The organism is Corynebacterium sp. HMSC034B08 (assembly GCF_001835805.1).
Lineage (GTDB): Bacteria > Actinomycetota > Actinomycetes > Mycobacteriales > Mycobacteriaceae > Corynebacterium > Corynebacterium coyleae.
Map to the genome: position 1 here is coordinate 129,073 of NZ_KV825973.1, position 22,787 is coordinate 151,859.

General features: G+C 60.6%; 18 protein-coding genes. 9 read left to right on the plus strand and 9 right to left on the minus strand.

The annotated features are described in order from the left end of the window. The first annotated feature begins 16 nt into the window (after nt 1–16). Together HMPREF2656_RS11475 and HMPREF2656_RS11480 are read left to right on the plus strand one after the other, a co-directional pair. A complete protein-coding gene (locus HMPREF2656_RS11475) occupies nt 17–475 on the plus strand; it encodes a hypothetical protein (protein ID WP_070450152.1) in 459 nt (152 codons plus the stop codon). A gap of 72 nt (nt 476–547) precedes the next feature. Next, nucleotides 548–2,161, plus strand: a complete 1,614-nt coding sequence (locus tag HMPREF2656_RS11480; RefSeq protein WP_070421826.1) for an alpha/beta fold hydrolase — start codon at nt 548–550, stop codon at nt 2,159–2,161. 84 nt (nt 2,162–2,245) lie between these two features. Here the strand turns inward: HMPREF2656_RS11480 and HMPREF2656_RS11485 are convergent, their stop codons facing one another. From HMPREF2656_RS11485 to HMPREF2656_RS11510, 6 genes are all read right to left on the minus strand, one after another. After that, complete coding sequence (locus tag HMPREF2656_RS11485) at nt 2,246–2,470, minus strand: PspC domain-containing protein (RefSeq protein WP_070569869.1); 225 nt, start codon at nt 2,468–2,470, stop codon at nt 2,246–2,248. A gap of 62 nt (nt 2,471–2,532) precedes the next feature. Then, complete coding sequence (locus tag HMPREF2656_RS11490) at nt 2,533–3,006, minus strand: MarR family winged helix-turn-helix transcriptional regulator (RefSeq protein ID WP_070421824.1); 474 nt, start codon at nt 3,004–3,006, stop codon at nt 2,533–2,535. A gap of 11 nt (nt 3,007–3,017) precedes the next feature. Then, nucleotides 3,018–5,687: an AAA family ATPase gene (locus HMPREF2656_RS11495; RefSeq protein WP_070816824.1), complete on the minus strand. Its 2,670-nt coding sequence runs from the start codon at nt 5,685–5,687 to the stop codon at nt 3,018–3,020. Between the two features lie 2 nt (nt 5,688–5,689). Next, complete coding sequence (locus HMPREF2656_RS11500) at nt 5,690–6,838, minus strand: metallophosphoesterase family protein (protein ID WP_070816825.1); 1,149 nt, start codon at nt 6,836–6,838, stop codon at nt 5,690–5,692. A 58-nt stretch (nt 6,839–6,896) separates the two neighbouring features. Beyond that, on the minus strand, nt 6,897–7,712 hold the full coding sequence (locus HMPREF2656_RS11505) for an SWIM zinc finger family protein (protein WP_070482749.1): 816 nt from the start codon (nt 7,710–7,712) through the stop codon (nt 6,897–6,899). Then, nucleotides 7,705–10,833 carry a DEAD/DEAH box helicase gene (locus HMPREF2656_RS11510; RefSeq protein ID WP_070816826.1) on the minus strand — a complete coding sequence of 1,043 codons (3,129 nt, stop codon included), beginning with the start codon at nt 10,831–10,833 and terminating at the stop codon, nt 7,705–7,707. The genes HMPREF2656_RS11505 and HMPREF2656_RS11510 overlap by 8 nt, the downstream gene beginning before the upstream one ends. A gap of 118 nt (nt 10,834–10,951) precedes the next feature. On the opposite strand from HMPREF2656_RS11510, the gene putP reads away from it, so the two are divergent. Genes putP through HMPREF2656_RS11525 form a run of 3 tightly spaced genes read left to right on the plus strand, consistent with a single transcriptional unit; the run spans nt 10,952 to nt 13,655 of the window. Then, entirely contained in the window at nt 10,952–12,526 is a 1,575-nt protein-coding gene (putP, locus tag HMPREF2656_RS11515) for a sodium/proline symporter PutP (RefSeq protein ID WP_070615266.1), read from the plus strand. Between the two features lie 6 nt (nt 12,527–12,532). Continuing rightward, complete coding sequence (locus HMPREF2656_RS11520) at nt 12,533–13,153, plus strand: HNH endonuclease family protein (protein ID WP_070615263.1); 621 nt, start codon at nt 12,533–12,535, stop codon at nt 13,151–13,153. Between the two features lie 16 nt (nt 13,154–13,169). After that, nucleotides 13,170–13,655, plus strand: coding sequence for a DUF2269 family protein (locus tag HMPREF2656_RS11525; protein WP_070615260.1), 486 nt, complete (start codon nt 13,170–13,172; stop codon nt 13,653–13,655). 70 nt (nt 13,656–13,725) lie between these two features. On the opposite strand, the gene HMPREF2656_RS11530 is transcribed toward HMPREF2656_RS11525, so the two are convergent. The 3 genes from HMPREF2656_RS11530 to HMPREF2656_RS11540 all read right to left on the minus strand — a co-directional run bounded on the left by HMPREF2656_RS11530 (nt 13,726) and on the right by HMPREF2656_RS11540 (nt 17,919). Next, on the minus strand, nt 13,726–14,745 hold the full coding sequence (locus HMPREF2656_RS11530; RefSeq protein ID WP_070816827.1) for a chymotrypsin family serine protease: 1,020 nt from the start codon (nt 14,743–14,745) through the stop codon (nt 13,726–13,728). Between the two features lie 107 nt (nt 14,746–14,852). After that, nucleotides 14,853–15,668: a chymotrypsin family serine protease gene (locus HMPREF2656_RS11535; protein WP_070816828.1), complete on the minus strand. Its 816-nt coding sequence runs from the start codon at nt 15,666–15,668 to the stop codon at nt 14,853–14,855. 109 nt (nt 15,669–15,777) lie between these two features. Beyond that, nucleotides 15,778–17,919, minus strand: a complete 2,142-nt coding sequence (locus HMPREF2656_RS11540; RefSeq protein WP_070816829.1) for a DEAD/DEAH box helicase — start codon at nt 17,917–17,919, stop codon at nt 15,778–15,780. Between the two features lie 99 nt (nt 17,920–18,018). Here HMPREF2656_RS11540 and HMPREF2656_RS11545 point away from each other — a divergent pair, with 99 nt between their 5' ends. The 4 genes from HMPREF2656_RS11545 (at nt 18,019) to HMPREF2656_RS11560 (ending at nt 22,780) form a co-directional block, all read left to right on the plus strand. Then, a complete protein-coding gene (locus tag HMPREF2656_RS11545) occupies nt 18,019–19,368 on the plus strand; it encodes a CitMHS family transporter (protein ID WP_070816830.1) in 1,350 nt (449 codons plus the stop codon). A gap of 13 nt (nt 19,369–19,381) precedes the next feature. Then, nucleotides 19,382–19,957, plus strand: coding sequence for a hypothetical protein (locus HMPREF2656_RS11550; RefSeq protein WP_070450187.1), 576 nt, complete (start codon nt 19,382–19,384; stop codon nt 19,955–19,957). A gap of 40 nt (nt 19,958–19,997) precedes the next feature. After that, nucleotides 19,998–20,957, plus strand: a complete 960-nt coding sequence (locus HMPREF2656_RS11555; RefSeq protein WP_070816831.1) for a hypothetical protein — start codon at nt 19,998–20,000, stop codon at nt 20,955–20,957. A gap of 413 nt (nt 20,958–21,370) precedes the next feature. After that, nucleotides 21,371–22,780: an amino acid permease gene (locus HMPREF2656_RS11560; RefSeq protein WP_070816832.1), complete on the plus strand. Its 1,410-nt coding sequence runs from the start codon at nt 21,371–21,373 to the stop codon at nt 22,778–22,780. Nucleotides 22,781–22,787 lie beyond the last annotated feature (7 nt).

The window sequence follows — 22,787 nt, forward strand, 5'->3', positions numbered from 1 at the left end:
CCTTATACTCGCCGCCATGGAGCGGAAAGTGTTTACCCGCCATCCAGGCGGTCTACCCGCGGCATTCGTCGCGGGTTTCGTCATTGTGGCAGTCGTCGTTGCAGCGTTGAGCGGCGAACTCTACGGTGCGCTGTTGTTTGGATTCGTGGTGGTGCTTTGGGGGCTCTGGATTTTCTCCCGCAAAGTGGCGCTGGTTCTTGACCACGACTCCCTCACCACCACCCTTGGCAGCCGATCCAGAACCATCTCATATTCGGACATCAAGGACGTGCGCCCCGGAGAAGAACCCAGCCTGATCCACTTCACCGGTATTGCCATGCTGACCGACCAGCCGGACCGCTACGCCGATGCGGACGCGTTCACCCTCGGCGGGCCCACGGTGCGCATCTGTGTCCGCAATGCAGATGACTGCCTCGTTGCCGTGGCGGATCAAGACCACGTGCAGCGTGCAATTCGCGAAAGAATCGGCGCGTAGCGTGGCGATAGCTGACAACTCCGGTAGATTCGGTTAAGCGAAACCTTAGGTATGGAGAAAAGGAGCCTGGCTATGTTGAAGTCGGTCACGAGACGCGTCGTCAAGCGAAGTGCTGCAGCACTCGGCGCGCTGGCACTCACCTTGTCACCACTGACCGCAACCCCTGCTCACGCGCAGCCGACTTCCCCTGTCATTACGTGGGAGTCGTGCCCGTTCTACGTTGATGCCAAGGGCGCACAGTGCGGCCGCATTTTGGTGCCCATGCACTACGACAACCCCACGGCTGGCGACATCTCCGTTGGCTTTATCAAGATCCCGGCTCAAAATCCGGGTGCACGTCGTGGCGCGATCTTCGGCAACCCAGGCGGGCCTGGTGGCGATGCTTACAGCTTCTTCGGCATGAACGAAGGCATGAAGTGGCCGCAGGAGATGCGCAACGAGTGGGATCTCGTAGCGGTACAACCGCGTGGCCTGATTGGTTCTACTCAGTTGAAGTGCGCTGACCCTGCAATGAACGGCCCTGCCGACATAGCGAAGCTGACATGGGACGCCACGGTCACCCAAGGCGGACTCACCCGCGAACTGTGCGAGAAGCCTCGTCCGGGCTACACCAAGACGATCACCACCTACAACAACGCCCGTGACTGGGACATGGTCCGCTGGGCGCTTGGATACGACACCATCTCAATCATGGGCTTGTCGTACGGCACGTACTTGGGCTCGGCGTACGCGTCGATGTTCCCCAACCGCACCGACAAGGTCGTCCTCGACTCCGCGATGAACCCGAACGACCAGTGGTCGAAGATCCTGCTGGACCAAAAGGGCGGCTACGAACGTGCACTAAACGAGTACTTCGCGTGGGTCGCCGCAAACGACGCAAAGTACCGCATGGGCAATACCCCACTGAAGGCGTACCAGTACTGGTCGAACGTGGTCGTCGCACAGTCCGGCACTAACCCGACCGTGACCCCACCGCCAGCCCGTGTGGGCGACCTTCCGCCTGCACTCGCGTTTGCCGGCCAAGCGGGCGCAGACGCTATGTCGGCTGCCGGCAAGGCCCGTGTAGAGGGCGAAGGCATTATCTCCCGCATGCTCAACCCGGGTGCGAACCAGGTGTCATCACCGCTGCTGCTGGCCACTCGCAATGTGCTGCCCTCGCCTGCGGACTGGGACTCGCTTGCACGGCTCACCAATGGCTCGCTAAAGCAAGACCAGGCCAAGCCGGCGCCTGAGTTGATGAAGTTCCTCCAAGACGAGTCCATCGCCCGCAACGAGTTGCTCGCCGTGCAGACCTGCAACGAGAACATCGCTGCGCCGGACTACGGCCTTATTCCGGAAGCGTTTTGGGCCAACCAGACCGGCGAGGTCATCACCGCCCCTGCTCTGCAGTTCGGCTCTGGTGTGACCTGCAACGGCGCAGCGCCAGTCACGGGCAAGGTGGCGCTCAACGGTTCGAAGCTGAAGACTCGTCCACTGCAGATCAACGCCACGCGTGATCCGCAAACCATGTATGCGGGACGCTTCGGCATCGCCCAGCCGATGGGCTCGCACGTGGTGACGGTTCACGGCCCGGGCCACGGTCACGTCGGGCGCGGCAACCAGGCTGTCGACCGTCAGGTTGTCGAATACCTGCGCACCGGCAACCTTGGACCGGTTGATCAGCCGGGGTACTTCAACCAGGGATAGCCCCGCGCATAGGCGTCAGCCCGTGATGGAGTTCGTAGCGACGAACCACATCACGGGCTGCATTATTTTCTAAAACTCTGTGTTTTAGAACTCTGCCGGCATGATCATCCAAGCAACGATGTATGCCAACAGGCCCGGCATTACCCCGGCGAGTACCAGCAGGATGAAGACCACGCGAACGAGGGTGGAGTCCACCCCGAAGTATTTCGCGATGCCACCGCATACGCCCGCGATGTACTTATCAGTCATCGACCGTTCAAGTCGTTTCGGAGTGTTACTAAAGTTCTGGGAGCTATTCATATAAGACATGCCTCCATCAAACTCCGCTTCCCTCGCTCCGGCAATGGTTCTGGAAACATGTTGCGAGATTTTTACGAACCGTCAGGGGTACGTGGGTCGACTGCGATGACATCGTTCAGCCAGGTTTGAAGTACGTGCCTTTGTTCGTCTGTCAGTTGATCAAAGATCAGACGGCGGACGGTTTCGACGTGATCCGGCACTGCAGATTCCAGGCGTGTGAAGCCTTCATCGGTGATAGTCACCAATACGCCGCGCGCATCGCCCGGACACACCTTCTTCGACACCAATCCGCGCTTTTCCATGCGTGTGACCTGGTGCGACGCACGCGAGCGGTCCCATTGCAGCTCGGCACACAGTTCGCGCAGTCGCATTGTCCGTTCTGGGGCTTCGGAAAGCACCACCAGGATTGAGAACTCGGGAGCAGACATGGCTGCGGTTTCCTGCAGCCGCTCATCGATGGCGTTATTTACCTTCTTCGAGGCAGCCAGGATCAGTCGCCAGAGGTGTTGCTCGTCCTCAGTAAGCCAGCGCGGTTGAGTAGCCATAACCGATGATGTTATCCAATCCCCTTATGAATCCCCTTTAAGTCATCCACTGCGTAGGTCCGTGCAGCCGATACGCGGTCGAATCGTTGCGGGAAACACGTGAGCACGAGCACCTGTGAGTGCTTGCCTACCTGGCTAAATAGCGAGTTCATGCGAGCGAGGCGCTCCGGGTCGGTCGCACCCAACGCGTCATCAACAACTACCGGCACAGGAGCACCTGTCCCCTCTCCGGACACCAGGTCTGCGATGGCAAAGCGGGTCAGGATTGCTAACTGCTCCTTGGTGCCTCCCGAGAGTTGATCGAGTGGCACCGTGACGCCATCGACGGTTCGGTCCGTAATCGTCAGGTCATCGCCGTAGTTGAAATCCACGCTCGGGCCGAACAGGATTCGGGCACGCTCGCGCACTGCGGCATTAAACGGTGCTGCGTAGCGCGAACGGGCAACGTCGCGGTGGCGGTGCATAGTCTCGCGTAGGAGTTTCACCGCCTCTGCCCGTCGCGTTGCACGGTCAAGGGCGGCTTGGGCGATCTCGAGCTCCGCAGCAGCATGGTCGGCTTGCTCGGCAGTACCGGTGGCCATGTCGATGTATCCGGTGAGCTCGCGGATTCGGTTCTGTGCATCGTTCTTGCGCTTCTCCAGATTGCTCAGACGTGTGGTGGCTCCCTCCAGCAGGGATGCGGCGAATTCGGGATCCGCTTCCGCCAATTCCGCCTTTAGCGCGTCAACAACCTGTTGGGATTCGGTTTCGTCTTCACGCGCTTGCTGGAGAGTTTTGTCCAAATCTTCGGCACGTGTTGTTTCCTCCGCACGGGACAGTTCCGCGGCTGCTGCAGAGGCTTCTGCTGTTTTTGCCTCCAGACGGGTCTCCAGGACGGTCAGCGTGTGTGCTGCGGTTTTGTCTGCGTAGGGTTTCAGTGCGGCTTCGGCAGCGTCCACGTCACGTTCTGCGCTAGCGAGCGCCTTTTGCGTCTCGCGCAACGCTTCCTCTGCGTCGGCTTCGTCCACCTCCGCTACGACATCGGATGCAGCAGTGTCTTTCAGCGCTGCCGCAAGCTCTTCAGCCTGTGCCGACAGTTTGGTCCGCTCGGCACGCAGTTCGTCGGCGGATGCACCGGCGAGGGTGTCGTCGAGACGCTGGCGCGCCACCTTGAGTTCGGAGGCGTACTCCTGCGTGGCGTCGCGGGCGGCACGGGCCTCATCAACACTGTCGCAACCGGTGGCGGCAAGTGCATCAGCAAATGCGCGTTCTGCCTTCTCTACGGCGCTTTGGGGATCTGCAGAGCCTTGGGCTGCGCGGAACACCACGCCGAATTCACCCAACTGCAACGTGGAGCCCTCGAAGACCGCGACGGTTTCCGTACCGTTGATGGGGCGATCATCGCCATCGACAGTGATCGTCGCATGATCTGCGGTGATCTCTAGTTTTGCCGAGGATGCGTCGCGCAGACGGCGCTGGAGTGTGACCTCGTTTTCTGCCTGTTCAAGGTCCCGAATGTGTTTGTCAGTGACGTCGCGCTCTGGCGCGTTGGAGAGCAGTTCTTTATACGCCTGCTCTACCGTGCCAATGCGTTCGAGCTGCTCGTCGATGGTCTTGAGGCGACGCTTCGCCCGTGCAAGATCCCGCAAGGTCTCTGCATGTTTGGATGCAGTGCGTGCGTCTGTAAGTCGTGTCTTCGCGCCCTCGACATCCGCAAGAAGGGTTGCTATCTTCTCCCCTTCCTCGTTACGGGCTTTTCGTGCAGGCTCAATCTCTTCACGGAGCTGAGCTTCCTCATGTTTGACCAACTCCACGCGCTTCTTCAGGGCGTTGCGGTCTGCTACATCCTGCTCAGCACGTTTGCGAGTGATCGTCGCTCGCTCGAGGCGCTCCTGGGCGGTAGCTGCCTTATCGCGGACCTGGTTCGCCGCAGCGCTTGCCTGCTCGCGCTCACGCAACTCTTGCTCGGCATCAGGCAGTTCCTTGTCGATGCTGTCGATCTCACTCTTGCGTCGCTCAACCTCATCGACGTACTGCGACAGCTGCTGCACTTCCGCTTCGTGTGTTCGCAGCTTCTCGCGGGCATCCTCTACGGCGGTAAACAACGCCGCATAGGGTGCTTTCTTCTTCGGTGGCTGCGCGTTGGTCCAATATTTTCCGTATTCGGCATCAATGGCGCGGGCGAGGTCTGAATCTTCCTCACCGGTTTCGCCTTCTCCGGCTTCCGCGTCAAGGGCACGAGAGATCGTCGGGATACCGGCAGCAGCGATCGCTGGATCGAGGTCCCCCTGGCGGAGAAACAGCGTCTGAGTAAGCGCTGTATCCAGGTGCTCGTCCAGGATCCGCAAAAGCTCATCGTCGGCTTCGCGGCCGGTGAAGTTAGCGCGGACCGGCGTGTGCACCGTCAGCTCTGATTTCTTTCCCTTGAGCCATCGCTTGCGCACGGTAAACGTGGTGCCGCCAATCGTGGCGTTGAGTTCTACCTCTGGTGATTCGTCACGTCCTGCGGGTGCAAGAGCGCGAATCTTCTTGCCGCCGCCAGTGTGACGCTCGTTGAGTACTGCATCAAGCGCGTCCAAGATGGTCGACTTGCCGGCCTCGTTGCGTCCGTGGACAACGATGACGCCTGTATCCGGCAGGTCACGCAGCTCCAGGTGCTCAATCGCACGAACATTGTCGAGGGTCAGCGAATGGATACGCATGATTAGTGGACCTCCTTAGACAGACGGAACAACAAGTTCACGGCATCGCGCGCTGTAGCCTCATCGCCAGCAACACCTATAAGCTCGCGCATCGCCTCCTTGGCGTAACCCGTCAGCGGCAAATTCTCTAGCTCTTCCTCGTCTGGCTCGAGGTGCAGGCTCATCAACCGCTCCCGCTCGTAGAGAGCGGCAAAGACCGGCTCTAACTCGTCTAACTCTCGTTGCAACGTACGGGTTGCTTCCAGGCCAAGCGTGCCGGAGAGCGCATACTTGATCACGGTCCGATCCTTCGCAGGATAGGCCTTCAGATCGTCGATAACCGCGGCAACATCGTCGGCATCGTTGACCTCCCAGAAGCGTGCTTCGAACGTCCAGGTGCCAACCGGAACCTTCTCAACCTCGACTGTGGATGTCAGACTGTCCTTCTCCACGGTCACGACTAGCGCGTTGCCGGAATCCACTTCCCCGCCCTTCGCGCCAGGTGAACGGTCGAAGTAGTCGGTGGTTTCCGGGGAGCCGGAGAACCACACTCGACCTGAGTCCGACAGTGATTGCGTGGAGTGGGTATCTCCCAACGCCACGTAATCGATCACGCCGCGATCGATTGCCGCATCTAGTTTGGCAATGTCGATAAGCGGCGCCGTCTCCTCGGTGCCATAGCCTTCTGCCTGGCCGTGGCCGACCAAGATGCGCACGTTTTCTGTCGGCTCCAGATTCCGAATCCCCTTCGCGCACAAATCCTCGGAGGCATGCTTGGCCAGCAGTGGCGCACCGACAATCTCCACGCCTTCGCGGACCTCCACGGGCGTGGAGTCTCCCAAGACCGTCACCCCATCAATGTCAGAGGTGAAATTAAAGATGGAATCCGCCACCAACGGGTCGTGGTTTCCCGGCAACAGATACACCGGCACCGGGAGATGCCGCAATGCTTCGAGTGCGCGCCCCCGCGTTTCGCGCTTGAGCGAATTGTGTTCGAACACGTCGCCTGCAACCACGATAAATTCAGCGCCACGCTCTTCGGCGATCTCGCCGAGGCGCGTCACCGCGCGGAGCCGGGCTTCGTTGAAACGCGATTGGGCGTCGGCGGACAGGAATTTTCTTGTCATGCCCAACTGCAGGTCGGAGGTGTGAATGAATGTCGTGCGCGTCATACCCACAACAACTACCACCCCATCACGACACAGCACACAATTTATTCGAACATATGAACTATGAGCGCGTGAGGTCGTCGTAAAGATCCTCGATATCTGCTACCGCGCGCAATTGGTCGATGTTGGTAAACGACACAGATTGCATCGCACGGTGCAGCAAGTGGATGTCCGAGTCCTCGATCATCGGCGCGATCTTCGGGCGTGGCAGATCGGGGAGGTCGTGGCCATCCCAGAAGTACGGCGAACCCGGCGCGGAGTTCTCGAGCGCCATGTTGTGTGATTCGCGCCGTTTGCGGTCTTCGAGCGCGTTAAGCGTGATGCCACGCATGGAGAGGATGAGGCTCGGGTCGTCGTCGATAAGTTCGGCAGCGCACTGCGCGAGCGCGACCGCGTGCTTGCAAACTTGGGCGTTGTCCGGGCAGTCGCAGTAAAACCGCACCTCGTCGGGTGAGGAGCAGAGCAGGATGTCAAGGACGTCGTCATTGAGTTCCCCGGCACGGAGGCGCTCGAGGGAACCTGCTTCGCGCACAAGCGATCCGATGGCTGTTTCGATGTCTTCGCGGCTGCGGTGTGGCAGGACGAGTGTGGTGCGGAAGGGCTCGTTTTGGCTGCCAACAACGTCTGCGTGCATGCCGTTGGTTACGGCGGTCAGCCCAAGGACGTGCCCGCCGTCGGCGTAGGTGCGGCCGCGTTTGGCGCGCGCGACGTCGGTTTGGCGCACTGCAGCGTTGAATATGCGCATCGCTGGTGCGGATAGCCTGTTGACGCGCGAGGGTTCGCTGGTCTGCGCCCCGGTTTCGGCTGGGCTGGAGACGCGTGTGCGTGCGCCGAAGTTGGCGTAGATGACGTTGTCTTCGCGTGGGCGTTTAGTCATTTTGCCCCCTGTAGCTGATCAGTTGTGCCAGATCATCGGTGTCCAGCTCGGTGATCCAGCCTTCGCCTTGGCCGACGACGGTGCCTGCGAGTTGGGTTTTGCCGTCGAGGATGTCTTGGATGGATTCTTCCATGGTGCCGCGGGTGATGATTTTGTACACGGTAACGTTTTTGTCTTGTCCGATGCGGAATGCGCGGTCGGTCGCCTGGTTTTCTACGGCTGGGTTCCACCAGCGGTCGAGGTGAATGACCATAGAGGCCGCGGTGAGGTTGAGTCCTGTGCCGCCGGCCTTCAGGCTCAGGATCATGGCGCGCGGGCCGTTTTCAGTTTGGAAATCTTCCACCATCTTGTCGCGCGCGGTTTTGCCCACGCCGCCGTGGAGGAATGGGATCTTCCCGCCGAGGCGCTCCGAAAGGTAGGGCTGGAGGATGTCGCCGAAGGCCTTGTACTGGGTGAAGATCAGGACGCGCTGGTCGGTTTCGATAGCGTTGTCCAGCAGTTCCATGAGTTTTTGTACTTTGCCGGAGCGGTGGACGCCTTTGATGGTGACTGGGGAGCCATCGCCAAGAAAGTGCGCCGGGTGGTTACAAATCTGCTTGATGCGCGTGATGGTGGACAGCACCAGGCCTTTGCGCGCAATGCCTTTTCGGTTCTGCAGTTCTTCCTGCATCGTGTCCACGAGCGCCTTGTACAGTGCGGCTTGCTCGGCTGTCATGTCTACGGCGATGACATGTTCGGCCTTTTCGGGCAGGTCGCTGATAATCGCCGTGTCAGTTTTCAGCCGGCGCATGATAAACGGCGCGGTGAGACGCTGAAGCCGCTCGCTCATCTCGAGCGCGACAGGATCTTCGCTGTGGGCCTCGATGACCTTGGCAAAGTGGTTGCGGAAAAACGACTGGGAGCCAAGCATGCCGGGGTTAACAAAGTCGAGGATGCTACGCAGCTCCGACAGTTTGTTTTCAATCGGCGTGCCGGTCAGCGCGATGCGGTGGCGTGCTGGCAGGGCGCGCACGCTTTTCGACGCCTGCGTGCCCGAATTCTTAATCGCCTGCGCTTCATCCAGCACCACGTGATCCCAACGCACCTTGGCCAGGTCTTTCACGTCGCGGGCAACCGTGCCGTAGGAGGAAATGACAATGTCCGCTTCTTCGGCCGCAGCGAACAACTCGTCACCTTTGAGCCGTCCCGTGCCGTGGTGGACCCGCACCTTCATACCCGGCACGAAGCGGGCTGCTTCGCGCGCCCAGTTGCCCACTACTGAGGTCGGCGCAACCACAAGCGTCGGTCCGGTCTTCCTGCCGTTCGCCTCTTCCACCGCGAGCAGGGACAACAGTTGGAGGGTCTTGCCGAGCCCCATGTCGTCCGCAAGCACAGCCCCAAGGTTGTTGCGGGACATGTAGTACAGCCAGTCCACACCGCGGCGCTGGTACTCGCGCAGCTCGGCGTTGACAGTCTCAGGGACCTCTACGCGCTCAGGCGCGGGGCGGTCGGTGCCGCCGACAAGCGAGGTAAACCAGGGTGAGCCGGTAAACGCGATCGGGCTATCGTCGCCAGTTTCCAAGGCGAGCTGACGCAGCTCCGCAGCGGAGACCACACCCTCGCCCTGCGCTTCTTTTAGCCGTTCGTACTCCACGCGAGCCGCACGTGCGATCTCTGCAAGTTGTTCGGCATCTTCGCTGCCACCGGCTTCTGCAAGACGCGCGTGGATCTCGGCGGCTTCCGCCTCGGCGAGCGCGTTCTTCAGCGTGCTTTCCTTGAGCTTGTTCAGATACTTCGCGGACTTAGACAGATGCTTGGTATCGGCCAGCACCCACTCCCCGCGCAGTTTGATCAGCCCGGTTTTGGAGCGCGCAAGTTCCGCCATCTCATCGTCAGTCAATTCCACTCCGCCGATGGAAAGGCGCCAGTCGTACTTGACCAGCGTGTCAAAGCCCATGCGAGTGACCGTGGCGGAATCGTGCGGGTCCTCGTGACGGGCAAGTTTCAGTTGCGACGACGTCTCCGCCGTCGCCCACGTTCGCGGCAGCATGACGACGAAGCCTTCCGCACGCAACTTGGGCGCAACGTTTTGGACGAACTCGACGATCTGATCAGCCGTAAGCAGCACATCCCAATCACCGTCAGTACGCCCTTGGGCACCATGCAGTGAGGGATCGAGCAGCTCCGACACTGCGATCGCGGAGCGCAACTGGCCACGAAGGTGATCCGCCGACGCGCTATCAAAATCCGCCATGCGAACCGGGCGGGGTGAATCCGCCTGTGAGCGGACCTGGATCCGCACCGGCCACAACGGCTCCGCTGCAGCGGCGTCACTGTTGCTACTGCCGTCGCCGTCGCGGTCGTCGTCAAGATCTGTCATCGGCTCTTGCGGGTCTTCAGCAATGAAGACCAGCTGCAGATTCGCGGCGGTGATCGTGCCGTTCCAATCACCGACCTGCTGTGCCAGGCTCGGTCCGCCGCGACGAAGTGGAGTATCGAACATCAGCGACAGCACAAAGTCGTGGCGTGGAAACGGACGCCCGGCTTCTGACGTCGCAGTATCACGCAGACGAGTCGAGGCAATCCAGTGCGTAAATGTCGTCGCACAATCCTCGCTTAACTTGTGGTTATTGGCCGTGAGCACGCCCGGCGCTGCGGCGATCATCTCCGCGAGCCAGCCACGCTCCTCAAGACCTGTGCCCAACTGCCACTGTGCAAACCACTGGTTCTCCCGGTACGGCACATGGATGGACACTCGCCCGGCTCGGATGAACTTGGTCAACCCCGCGTACATACGAATGAGCCAATACAGGTCAGGTGCGATCGATTGGCGCTGCGACGGGGTTGCTGCCGGTGATGGCCCGTCGAGATGTGCGATGCTCTCCAAGAACCTGATCGCATCCTCGGGCGCAAACTTTGCCACCGGAGCACGCAGTGTTACTTGGCGGCCTTTCGGAGTTTGCAGGAGCAGGATTTCTCGATGACGGAACCGGGAATCGTCGAGAAGCGAATGCACAATTGGCGGAAAAGTCCCCTCCGGAACTTGGCCAATCGTCACAATTTTGTGGCCTTCTACCTGCTCAGCCCAAATGACAAGTCCAGCGTCGGACGTCCAGAGCCCGTGCAAAACGTATTTAGGCATACCCACCCTTATACCACTCACCCCGAAATTGACTCCTAAAAGTTTTTAAGGATTATGTGCAACGTAGAGCACCCTTGCGTTAAAGTGTGGCGAACGTTACAAGAAGATTGGAGAAACTATGTCAGAGAGTTTCTGGCTTGTCCTCGCGATCGTCCTCTACTTCGGTGTCATGGTAGCCATCGGATTCTACTCATGGCTACAGACCGAGAAGTACGACGACTACGTACTAGGCGACCGTGGCCTCAATCCGTTCGTCGCGGCGCTTTCTGCCGGTGCTTCGGACATGTCCGGCTGGCTGCTGATGGGCCTGCCCGGCGCGCTGTTCGTCTCCGGCCTCAGTGAGCTCTGGATCGCCATCGGCCTCTTCCTTGGCACGTGGGCGAACTGGAAGTGGGTCGCACCCCGCATGCGTGCGTACACAGAAGTGTCCAACGACTCGATCACGCTGCCGAGCTTCTTCGAAAACCGCACGCACGACCAGTCTCGCGCGCTGCGTTTCACCTCCGCAGTGATCATCATCGTTTTCTTCACGTTCTACGTCTCCTCCGGCATGGTCGCCGGTGGCCGTTACTACGAGTCCACCTTCGACGGTGACTACCTGACCGGTGTGTTGATCGTCGGTTCTGTCACCGTGCTGTACACCTTCATCGGTGGCTTCCTGGCTGTGAGCTACACCGACGCCGTACAGGGCACCCTGATGTTCCTGGCGCTGTTGATCGTGCCGGTGCTCGCTCTGTTCGCGCTTAATAGCCCGTCTGATGTCCTTACGTGGCCGACCTCCCAGCCGTACGGCCCGTGGGAGAACGGCAATCCGAACTACTTCAACATGATCGCCGGCGTGTCCGCGGCAACGATTATCGGCAACCTGGCGTGGGGTCTTGGCTACTTCGGTCAGCCGCACATTGTCACCCGCTTCATGGCGTTGCGCTCCCCGGCACAGGCCAAGACCGCTCGCCGCACGGGCAGCATCTGGGTATTCATCTGCTTCGCAGGTGCGACACTCACCGCTCTGGTGGGCACCGCTTACTTCGGCCAGAAGTCCGCATCGGTGACCGACCAGTCCGGCTTTGAAACGGTCTTCCTCGACCTGGCTCGCATCATGTTCCACCCGCTGATCGCAGGTATCGTGCTTACCGCTGTGCTGGCGGCGATTATGTCCACGATGTCCTCGCAGCTGCTGGTGACCTCCTCAGCGCTGATTGAGGATCTCTACCGCATCTTTAAGAAGAACCCGAACCACACCACCCTGCTCGTGCTCTCGCGCACGATGGTGGTCGTCGTTGCTGCAATTGGCATGGTCATGGCGCTCAACCCGTCCGACACGATTCTGGGCCTTGTCGGCTTCGCATGGGCTGGCTTCGGTGCCTCCTTCGGCCCGGTAATCCTGGCGTCGCTGTACTGGCGCAAGCTCACCGCGCCGGGCGCGCTGGCCGGAATGATCGTCGGCGCAGTCACGGTCTTCGTCTGGGGCACGTACCTCAGCGACATCATCTACGAGATCGTCCCGGGCGTCGCCTTCGCCACCATCGCCATGGTCGGTGTGTCCCTGATGACTCGCCCGAAGGAAGGCGTGGCAGAAGAGTTCGACCAGGCTATCGCTGCAACCGACTACGCCCTTGCGCATCCAGAGGCATCCTTCGAGGAAGCCCTCGAGGCAACCAATGGGAACCAGGCAGGCTCTACCGCCGTCTAAGGAGGTATGCGTACCTACCTGACAATCTTGGTGATTCTCACCCTCGCGATCGTGCCGTTTCCCACGGCACGATCGCGTTTTTCTATCCCGACTCTCCCTCAGCGCGCGACTGTGCTGGGCTACGACCGCACCGCGTTTGGCACCGGCTGGGCCATCGATGGCACCGGGTGCACGACACGCGAGCGCATCGTGGTCCGCGACCTGGACAGCACGCAATGCTCACCGGACATGCTGCCCGTCACCCAAGCGCGTGCTGGAGCCGCCGCTACCGGCACCGACCCGTTTACCGGGGACGTGATGCGTCGCGAAGACATCGAGGTCGACCACATCCTCCCTGTTTCCGCCGCCTGGGACCTCGGCGCGCACCGTTGGGACGAAGCCATGCGCATCGCGTTCTACAACGATCCGCTCAACCTCATCGCCGTATCTTCCGCAGCGAACCAGGCCAAGTCCGACAAACTGCCTTCCGAGTGGATGCCGCCGAATCGCCGAGCCCGGTGCGCGTACGGCACCCGCATCGTGGAGGTGGCCACCCAATACCGCCTTCCGCTACCGGCAGAAGATGTGAAAGTGATCAAACGTGCATGTTCCGGCGTTATGGGACTCGTCGCCAATCAACAACTGTGAGGTAGAGTAGCGCCACATGAATACATTGCTTGTCTTCCTGCACGTGGTCTCTGCCATTTTGCTGCTCGGCCCAGTTGTCGTTTCCGCCTCCATGTTCCCCCGCCAGGCTGAAGAAGCCCGTAACGGTGGCGAAGAAGCGATGGGTCGCGCGTCGGTGCTGTACCGCATCACGAAGACCTACGGCCTGCTTTCCGCGCTTGTTCCGCTGCTCGGCGGTGTTGTCATGTTCGCTGATTGGGCGAGCTACAGCACCAACTACTGGCTGCACTCGGCCATTATCCTTTCCGTGATCGCGTGGGCGATCCTGCTGGCTATGGTGATCCCGCAGCAGCGCAAGATGCTGGGCACGATCGGTGCGCTCTCCCCTGATGAGGCCGATCCGACTGATGTCACCGAGGACTTTGAGAAGTCCAAGGCAAAGGCGAACGCTGGTGCCGGTGTGTTCAACGTGCTGTGGGTTTTGGTACTTGTCCTGATGTTCCTGCCGACGGACCTGTTCTAAACCTCCTCAGCGCAAGCAGTTGCCCCGGAGCCGCACTGTGTGGCTCCGGGGCGATTTTCATGTGCGCAGGTTAGAGAAACTGCATCGCAACGGGGATGGCGGCGATCAAGATCGAGACGATGATGCCGATGATCTCGCCGGTAGACAGCGAGCTACTGCTTGTCGACGACCCCTTCTCCCCCTGGGTATCCTGCTGCGCACCCGGCTGGGTGCCTGCCTGGTTGTCCTGTTGGGTGCCCGGCTGCCCAGGCACTGGGGCCGGTGCCGGGACTGTTGGCAAATTCGGCACAGCAATCGGTGGGCGTGCGGTGCCAGGTGTTCCGGGGGTGCCCTCAAACATGCTGGTGTCCAGCCCGCCTGCCTTGGCAAAGTCGAGCTGGAACTGACGATCCGACAGCGTCTCACCGTCGTGGATAGACGCGGCCCAGCCCACCGGTTTGCCCGTTTGCCTCTTCCCGCCAATCACGATCGAAGGTGCTTTGGTCTCTCCTAGTGCCGCTGCCGACATCACGCCGAGGAAGCCCCGTCCCGGTACCCACACTGGTCCGCCGGAATCGCCCTGCTGCCAGCCTTCGAGCTGCACGCCAAAGGATTCCGCAGACCACCCGGCAAACGTGCCGCACAAGATGTTGCGTGTGCCCATGTGGCTGGTTTCGCCGTGCGAGCAGACCTCGTCGCCGATTTTCACATCGTCCTTGGTCAGCACCTTGTCGCCGGAATACGAGTTACCGGCAATCGCCACACCAGCGTCCCATTCGATCCAACCCCAGTCGTTGTAAGGCAGGCGGGTGAAGTTCTTCGACGGGGGGAACGTACCCATCTCTTCGCTAAATTCCATTGTCGCGCGGTCCATGAGGGACACACGAGCACCCTCGCTGCCGCAGTGTGCAGCGGTGTAGCTCTTTCGGTTCGCCACATCGTTGTAGCCGATGGTGCAGGCTCCGTGGCCCTCGATGTAAATGGCTTTGCCTTGCTCGACAACGGACGGCGTTGCCGCGGTTGCAACCGCTGGGCTCAGCACCAGCGCGGCTGCACCAGCGGCGGCTACGAGGCTGCGGATCTCGGTGTTCACAGTGGCGACGAATCCCAATATTCTCATTTGTATGGCTTTCATAGGGCACGGGTGGCGGGCATTAGATTACCTGCTCACACCTCTTCACGCAGGCAAATTCCGCGTTCAATCTCGCGGCGAGACACCTAGCTGTAGTGCAGCGACGCAGGGCCATGGAAGCCAAGCCCGGTGAACAGGCGCAAGATGGCGTCGATAACTGCCCGGATCCCCTCAGCGACAGGACCAGTCAGCCCCGGCAGGAACGTGTTCTGCGCCCACAGTCCGACAAGGCGCGCATCTGGTACCGGCGGACCGTCCTGCGGCACGACGCCGACGACGAAGTTCTTGCCTTGCACGAGCGGCAACTGGCGCGAGGTCCACATGCTGGAAACCACTCCAACGAAACCACGACCGGGCACCCACATCGGCCCGCCCGAATCACCGGGGCGAGTCAAAGGTGCGTTAAGGAGAAACGTGTTATCCGCCGACCCGCCAAAAGAACCGCAGGTGCGTCCACCACCCGCATGCGAGGTTCGACCGAAGTAGCACACGGTCTCTCCCATTCGAATGTCGTTGGGGTGCACCCAGGCATCGCCTGTGATGCGGTTGCCGTCAAGGCGCACACCTGGATCCCACTGGATTGCAGCCCAGTCGTTACCCAGGTGGCCGTCGTACGCCCGCGAACGGTACAAGGTGCCCACTGCCCCGCTGCGTGCATTGGTAGCGGGGTCTACGATTTCCACCCGTGCCCCGTTCCGTCCGCAGTGCGCCGCAACAAAACTACGGTGACGTGCCGGATCGTTGTAACCCACCGTGCACACACCGGTGCCATGCACCACGACAGATCCACCCTGCGTGACAGTGCGGGTTTGCGCTGACGCCTCCACTGGAAGCACCCCAACCCCAGCGACGAGCGCAATCACGAATGCAGCGATGGTGGACAACAAGCGCGGTTGAAGCATGAAGGCGTGCTCTCTTTACAAAACAAAAACGGGGCCACCCCGGCCGGGCAAATGCTTTCCACACTGTACCCGGTACCAAGGTGGCCCCGTGCCGTTGACGCGCTAAGAACTAGTCGCGGTATCCACCGCGATCCCGGTCGCCACGGCCACGGCCGCCGTAACCGCGGTCATCACGGTCGCGCCCGCCACGGTATCCACCGCGGTCACGGTCACCGCGACCACGGCCGCCGTACCCACGATCGTCACGGTCGCGCCCACCGCGGTAGCCGCCACGGCCACGTCCGCCACGATCACGCGGCGGTGCACCATGGTCACGCTGGATATTGATCAGCTGACCGGAGATGCGGGTGTCTTCCAGACGATCCAGCACAGCGCGGTCAAGGTTCTTCGGCAGTTCCACCAGGGTGAAGTCACCGCCGATGGTGATGCGACCGAAGTCCTTGGAGCTCAGGCCACCCTCGTTGGCCAGGGCACCCACGATCGCACCCGGGCGCACGTGCTGGCGCTTACCCACGTCGAGACGGTAGGTATCAAAGTTCTCGCTGTCACCACGACGACCACGACCACCACGCTCGCCACGATCAAAGCGGTCACGGCCACGACGGTCGTCGCGGTCGAAACGATCGCGGTCACGACGATCACGACGGTCACGCTTGTCGCGCGGCGGCTCCTTCATCAGGAACTCGTCGCCAGCCAACGCCTGGGTAGCAAGCGCAGCGGCAATGTCATCCATCGGCACGTTGTTGGCCGCGGAGTACTCGCGCACCATGGTCTTGAAGATCTGCAGTTCAGAAGCCTCAAGCGACTCGGTGATGGAGTCCATGAACTTAGTCTTGCGGCTCTCGTTGACCTCGTCGACAGTCGGCAGTTCCATCTCTTCGATGGTCGCGTTGGTCACGCGCTCAATCGAGCGCAGCATGCGGCGCTCACGCGGAGTGACAAACAGGATTGCCTCGCCGGTACGGCCTGCACGGCCCGTGCGGCCAATGCGGTGGACGTACGACTCCGTATCGTTCGGGATGTCGTAGTTCAGCACGTGCGAGATGCGCTCGACGTCCAGGCCACGGGCTGCGACGTCGGTGGCCACGAGGATGTCCAGGCGGCCGTCGCGAAGCTGATCCACCGTGCGCTCGCGCTGCTGCTGCGGAATATCGCCGTTAATGGCAGCGGCGGAGAAACCACGTGCGCGCAGCTTCTCTGCAACGTCCTCAGTCTCGTTCTTGGTGCGAACGAACACGATCATCGCTTCAAACTCGGTCACCTCAAGAATGCGGGTGATGGCATCGAGCTTGTTGCGGTGCGCCGTAAACAGGTAGCGCTGGGTGATGTTCGTGTTGGTGCGGGTCTCCGACTTAACGGTGACCTCTTCCGGATTGTTCAGGTAGTCGCGCGAAATCTTGCGGATCGCGTTCGGCATCGTCGCCGAGAACAGCGCAACCTGCTTCTCACCCGGGGTGTCCTCGAGGATGCGCTCGACATCCTCCTGGAAGCCCATGTTCAGCATCTCGTCTGCCTCGTCAAGCACGAGGAAGCGCAGGTTGGAGATGTCCAGCGAGCCCTTCTCCAGGTGGTCGATGACGCGACCCGGCGTACCGACGATCACCTGTGCGCCACGGCGCAGCCCCGAGAGCTGAATGCCGTAGGCCTGGCCGCCGTAGATCGGCAGCACGTTGATGCCGCCCAGGTGATCGGCAAACGATTGGAAGGAGTCCGACACCTGCAGTGCCAGCTCACGCGTCGGGGCGAGCACAAGTGCCTGCGGGTGACGCTTCTTGGGATCAATTTGGGACAGCACCGGCAGCGCGAATGCTGCGGTCTTACCCGTACCCGTCTGTGCCAGGCCGACGACGTCGCGGCCTTCCATCAGCAGCGGGATGGTCTGTGCCTGAATCGGCGAGGGCTGCTCGAAACCGACGCGCTTGACGGCCTCCACAACCTTGTCTGGCAGGCCGAGGGTTTCAAAGCCGTTCTCCGGCTTCTCCTCTGCCGCCTTTTCCTCTGCGGTATCTGCAGAGTTATCGCCGTTGTCGGACTCTTCGTCCGTATCCGCGATCTTTACCACGTTGTCTTCAATTTCAATGGCCGCGTCTTCTTGTGCGGCGCCGGTTACCTCAGAAATCTCCGCATCCCTGGTGTCCTCTACTACGGCCTCAACAATCTCGGCCGCGACATCCTGCGGGTTTTCCTGATTTTCCGACACATTCTTATCCGGCTCGTTCTCGCCGCCGGTGGCGTTTTCGGAAATGCTCATCGCCTGCCAACACTACGGCATTACCCCCTCAATCTGCTATTTCAACGGTTTTTAAAGAATCAAACCCGCTTTTTCTCAGCAATCATTTAGTATCCAGCCATGACTTCTCCCCTCGCACTGACAGTGCTTGGCCTTGCCATCATCGTGGTGACGGTCGGCCTGCTCCTCAAAGGCAAAACCCATCCGATCGTCGCAATGACGCTGATCCCGATCGTCGGTGCGATACTCACCGGCGCAGGCGTTGCAGAGATTTCGGACTTCTACCTCGACGGACTCGACAGAGTCATGAAGGTCGTGGTGATGTTCATCTTCGCCATCATCTACTTCGGCATTCTTTCGGACGTCGGCCTGTTCGAACCAGTGATTAAGGCGTTGATCCGCGCGACTCGCGGCAAGCCGATTTTGGTCACGCTCGGCACTGCTGCCATCGCGATCGTCGCGCACTTGGACGGCTCTGGCTCCACAACATTCCTGCTCACCATCCCCGCGTTGCTGCCGCTCTACGAGGCGATGCGTATGTCGCGCTACGTCCTGCTCACGCTCGTCGCTCTGTCGGCGTCGGTGATGAACATGCTGCCGTGGGGTGGCCCGGTTGGCCGCGCAAGTTCCGTCATCGGCCCTTCCCCGAACGAGATCTGGGCCCACCTCTTGCCGGTCCAGGGTGTGGCCATTGTCCTCGTGTTCGTCGTTGCCGCGATCTTCGGCATCATCGAACAGCGCCGTACTGCCAAGCAGGATGGTGACCACCAGCTGGTGGATGTTCACGCGGTTGCAGAAGACTTTTCTCGTCGCCAAGCAGAAGAGCGCTCCAAGCTGGAGTTCACCCAGCGCGGCGGCACGTGGGTGACGTGGGCAAACACCCTGATCACACTCGCGCTCATCGGCGTGCTGGTTGCTGGTTTGGCATCGCCAGCATCCGCGTTCCTCGTCGGCACTGCGCTGCTCATGGCGTTGAACTTCCCGACGCTGGAAGATCAGAGCGATGCTTTACGACGACACGCCCCCACCGCCCTGTCCATGGCCGGCGTCATCCTCGCAGCCGCGATGTTCCTCGGCATCCTGGACGGCACTGGCATGCTCGAGCAGATTGCACTGTCGCTGATCGCCATCCTGCCGGCGTCTGTCGGTCCGTACATCCACGTGATCATCGGTCTGCTCGGCGTGCCGCTGGATCTGGCAACGTCGACGGACGCGTACTACTTCTCCGTGCTGCCGATCGTGCAGCAAACCGCCGAGGCCTTCGGCGTCTCTGGCATGGGTGCTGCGTCCGCCATGATCGTGGGCAACGTCATTGGCACATTCGTCAGCCCCTTCTCGCCTGCACTGTGGCTCGCGCTCGGCCTGGCGCGTGCGGAGATGGGCAAGTACCTGCGCATCGCCTTCCCGATCTGCTGGGTGTTCTCGGTGATTTTGGTGCTCGGTTCCTGGGCGGTGGGCGTCTTCGCCTAATAGGGTCGTGTGCATGAACACACAACGCGCAACGCCTGCAGCAGCCCTCGCCGCTGCTTTTGTTGCCTCACTGGCGCTTTCTGCATGCTCCACCAGCGACGACGTCCAGGAGGCGGAACTGAACGAATCTTCAGTGGACCCCTCCGCACAAGCAACAGAAGCTGCCCTCGTCGAGCGTGATCCCGCCGACTTCACAGAAGGCGGCGAGTACCCGGCGTACGTCGTGGAGTTCGACTCCAAAACCACCTGTTCGTACTTCCCCGCCGGCGGAGATGACGACGGGTATCTGGGGTGCGTAATCGCACCGGCTGGGCAGATGCCGCCCTTAGACATTGACAACAGCCAGGGCACTCCCGTTGACCGGTTGATGTGGGTGTCAGAGATTGGCTTTGCCACGACCCACGATGTCGGCGGCGGTGACGCACAACCCGTGGGCGACGTGCTTCACCCCGGTGAACAGGTGACCATCAGCTATTACACCTTCACCCACGGGGCCGACGGCACAATTCGCGGCGAGCGCGACAACTCCTGGTTTGAGATCTCCCCCGACGGGCAATACTCCTCCGACCACTTCACACCAGGGGCGTAATTCCCTATGAGCACCACGTGGTGTTCCTAAACTAGGCGGTATGCAGTTTTCCCGCGCACACCGCACCACATCGATTCTCGCCGCAGTACTCGTCACCGCCGCAACCTTGACCGGTTGCGGCGATAGCTCTGAGCAGGCCCTGCCTGAGCCAACCGTTTCGGATTCGGCACAAGACACCGAATCCACGACGACCGCTTCCGACGCACCGGAAACGTCGGCCGAGGACACTCAAGACAACTACACGGATGTCGATCCTTCGCGGTTCGAACACAATGTTGTTGGGCTCGACTCAGGGGTGTTCGGGTGTCGGATCGGCAGGAACCCGGATGACACTCCAGTGTTCTGCCAGGCCGCGTTCGTCGATCCGATTCCTCCCGTAGAGCACACCGGTGGCGATCCGAACACCAAAATCCCCAATGTCATTTGGTACAAGCCGGACCGCGGTGGATTCATCACCGCAGTCTCTCCCGGCTCCCAGGGTTACGACATCCAGCCGAACCATCTCAACGAAGGCGAGCGTGTCACGATCAATGACGTCGTGATCACCAACCTCAACGGTGGCGGTGTCCGCGTCGAGTATGGCAACGACACCTTCGAGGTCCACGACGGCGTGTACTCCCGCCCGGGCAAGACCCAGAGCATCACCGAAGAACACACGGTGGCAAAGGGCGAACAGTGCGGCACCTCCGACATTCTTGGCACTGAGATGGGCGTGTACGCCCTGGAGGACAACACCACGTGCGATGTCGCAATGATGACGCTTGAGGGATACAAGGAAGCCGCGAAGAACGGTGAGATCCAAGGCAGTGTGTCCGCATGGACGAATGAGAAGAACGGCTGGGGTTGCATTGGCCGTTACCGACTTGGCGACGACGAGGACCTTCCCGAAAACCGCAGAACCGCCTGCACAGATTCGCAGATGAACGGCGCTGAAGCGTTCGAGGGCTCAGGCGGCGTGATCCTGCTCAACCCCTCCGAAGCACACCGCCTGAAAAATTAATTTGGCATTTTCGCCCCAAACTCAAGACAGCCGTGTTATGGTTCTCCACGTGATGAACCGCAACGCATTTTCCGCCACGGCCGACCAGGCCGTCGCTTTCGCGTTGCCGAATACCCAGCCGGCCCGCCTGCATCATCATCTGTAGCGCGGTGTCGGCCGACTTTTTCGCCCCTGCGCTAACTGCCCTTCGCAGCAAAGCGCGGGGGATTTTTCGTTAGCGTCAAGGATTCGTCGGAACACGCCGCGCACCCGGAGACCCTCCCCCGCGGCGAGCCCCCAATCACTGTGCCACCGCCGGAAGGTCAAACCGGGAAGACGCAGCCCAGCCATGGGCAATGTCATCACCAATATTTTCCCGTAGCGATTCGATTCGCACTTCGATTCGCACATTGTCATTTGAAAGAGCACAGTTAATGTCCACCATGACTGCACCTACGCAACAAGACACTCCCAAACCGAAAATGCCGGGCCTAACGGCCCGCCACATCCACTTCATCGCTCTGGGCTCAGCGATTGGTACCGGCCTGTTCTACGGCTCCGCCGGCGCAATCCAGGCGGCTGGTCCTTCTGTGCTCCTCGTCTACCTCCTGGGTGGCGCGGTGATGTACTTCATCCTCCGAGCTCTCGGCGAGATGAGCGTCCGTCACCCAGTGCGTGGCTCCTTCGCGGTCTACTGCCGCGAGTACCTGGGCGGCCTCGGTGGCTACATCACCGGTTGGATGTTTGCCTTCGAGATGATGATCGTGTGTCTGGCTGACTTAACGGCAATCACGATCTATATGAAGTTCTGGTTCCCCACAACACCCGCATGGGTCTGGATCACCGTCACACTGTTGATCATCAGTGCAGCTAACCTGGCCGCTGTCCGCCTGTTTGGCGAGCTCGAGTTCATGCTCACCCTGATCAAGGTCGGTGCCGTGATTGCGATGATCGTCGGCGGTGCCGCAATCCTGATCTTCAACCTTGGTGAGTCCCCGGAGGCAATGGGCATTGACAACCTCTGGAACGACGGTGGTTTCTTCGCTAACGGCTTCTCCGGCATGGCAGCTTCCTTCATCCTCGTCCTCTTCGCCTTCGGTGGTACTGAGATCATCGGTGTCGCAGGTGCTGAGGCTGAGGATCCGGATCGTGCAATTCCGAAGGCCGTCAACACTGTCCCGATGCGCATCCTGATCTTCTACGTGCTGTCCATCCTGGTCATCCTGATGATCAACCCGTGGCGCACGATTAACGGTGATGATTCCCCGTTCGTTCAGATCTTCGACACTCTCGGCGTGAGCTGGGCCGCAGCGCTGCTGAACGTGGTTGTGCTCAGCGCTTCCCTGTCGGCGATTAACGCTGACTTGTTCTCCACCGGCCGCGTGCTCGCCGGCCTGGCCAAGGAAAACCTGGCGCCGAGGTCCATGGCAAAGACCTACCGCGATGTTCCGGTGATGACTGTGGCCATGCTTATCGTCGCCCTGATCGTCGGTGTGTACCTGAACCAGCGTTACCCGGACATCTTCGGCACCATTGCAGCACTTGCAACCTTTGCCACCATCTTCGTCTGGTTGATGATTCTGATCGCACACATCGCTTCCCGCCGCGAGATGACCGCCCAAGAGGTCAAGGCGTTGAAGTTCCCGGTTCCGTTCTGGCCTTATGGTCAGTGGTTCGCGGTGGCGTTTATCCTCTTCACCTTCGGCACGATGGTGTGGCTGCCTGAATACCACGTAGCACTCGCCGTCGGTGTGGGCTTCCTGATCGTGATGACCATCCTGTACTTCGTTACCGGTCGTCCACAGGCTGTCGCCGAGACTGAATATGAGTACGAGGCGAAGTAGTACGTAC

Bases quoted from the DNA above. Each gene is read 5' to 3' on its own strand.
- HMPREF2656_RS11475 (WP_070450152.1), top strand. From the start codon at position 17: ATGGAGCGGAAAGTGTTTACCCGCCATCCAGGCGGTCTACCCGCGGCA.
- HMPREF2656_RS11480 (WP_070421826.1), top strand. From the start codon at position 548: ATGTTGAAGTCGGTCACGAGACGCGTCGTCAAGCGAAGTGCTGCAGCA.
- HMPREF2656_RS11485 (WP_070569869.1), bottom strand. From the start codon at position 2,470: ATGTCTTATATGAATAGCTCCCAGAACTTTAGTAACACTCCGAAACGA.
- HMPREF2656_RS11490 (WP_070421824.1), bottom strand. From the start codon at position 3,006: ATGGCTACTCAACCGCGCTGGCTTACTGAGGACGAGCAACACCTCTGG.
- HMPREF2656_RS11495 (WP_070816824.1), bottom strand. From the start codon at position 5,687: ATGCGTATCCATTCGCTGACCCTCGACAATGTTCGTGCGATTGAGCAC.
- HMPREF2656_RS11500 (WP_070816825.1), bottom strand. From the start codon at position 6,838: ATGACGCGCACGACATTCATTCACACCTCCGACCTGCAGTTGGGCATG.
- HMPREF2656_RS11505 (WP_070482749.1), bottom strand. From the start codon at position 7,712: ATGACTAAACGCCCACGCGAAGACAACGTCATCTACGCCAACTTCGGC.
- HMPREF2656_RS11510 (WP_070816826.1), bottom strand. From the start codon at position 10,833: ATGCCTAAATACGTTTTGCACGGGCTCTGGACGTCCGACGCTGGACTT.
- putP (WP_070615266.1), top strand. From the start codon at position 10,952: ATGTCAGAGAGTTTCTGGCTTGTCCTCGCGATCGTCCTCTACTTCGGT.
- HMPREF2656_RS11520 (WP_070615263.1), top strand. From the start codon at position 12,533: ATGCGTACCTACCTGACAATCTTGGTGATTCTCACCCTCGCGATCGTG.
- HMPREF2656_RS11525 (WP_070615260.1), top strand. From the start codon at position 13,170: ATGAATACATTGCTTGTCTTCCTGCACGTGGTCTCTGCCATTTTGCTG.
- HMPREF2656_RS11535 (WP_070816828.1), bottom strand. From the start codon at position 15,668: ATGCTTCAACCGCGCTTGTTGTCCACCATCGCTGCATTCGTGATTGCG.
- HMPREF2656_RS11540 (WP_070816829.1), bottom strand. From the start codon at position 17,919: ATGAGCATTTCCGAAAACGCCACCGGCGGCGAGAACGAGCCGGATAAG.
- HMPREF2656_RS11545 (WP_070816830.1), top strand. From the start codon at position 18,019: ATGACTTCTCCCCTCGCACTGACAGTGCTTGGCCTTGCCATCATCGTG.
- HMPREF2656_RS11550 (WP_070450187.1), top strand. From the start codon at position 19,382: ATGAACACACAACGCGCAACGCCTGCAGCAGCCCTCGCCGCTGCTTTT.
- HMPREF2656_RS11555 (WP_070816831.1), top strand. From the start codon at position 19,998: ATGCAGTTTTCCCGCGCACACCGCACCACATCGATTCTCGCCGCAGTA.
- HMPREF2656_RS11560 (WP_070816832.1), top strand. From the start codon at position 21,371: ATGTCCACCATGACTGCACCTACGCAACAAGACACTCCCAAACCGAAA.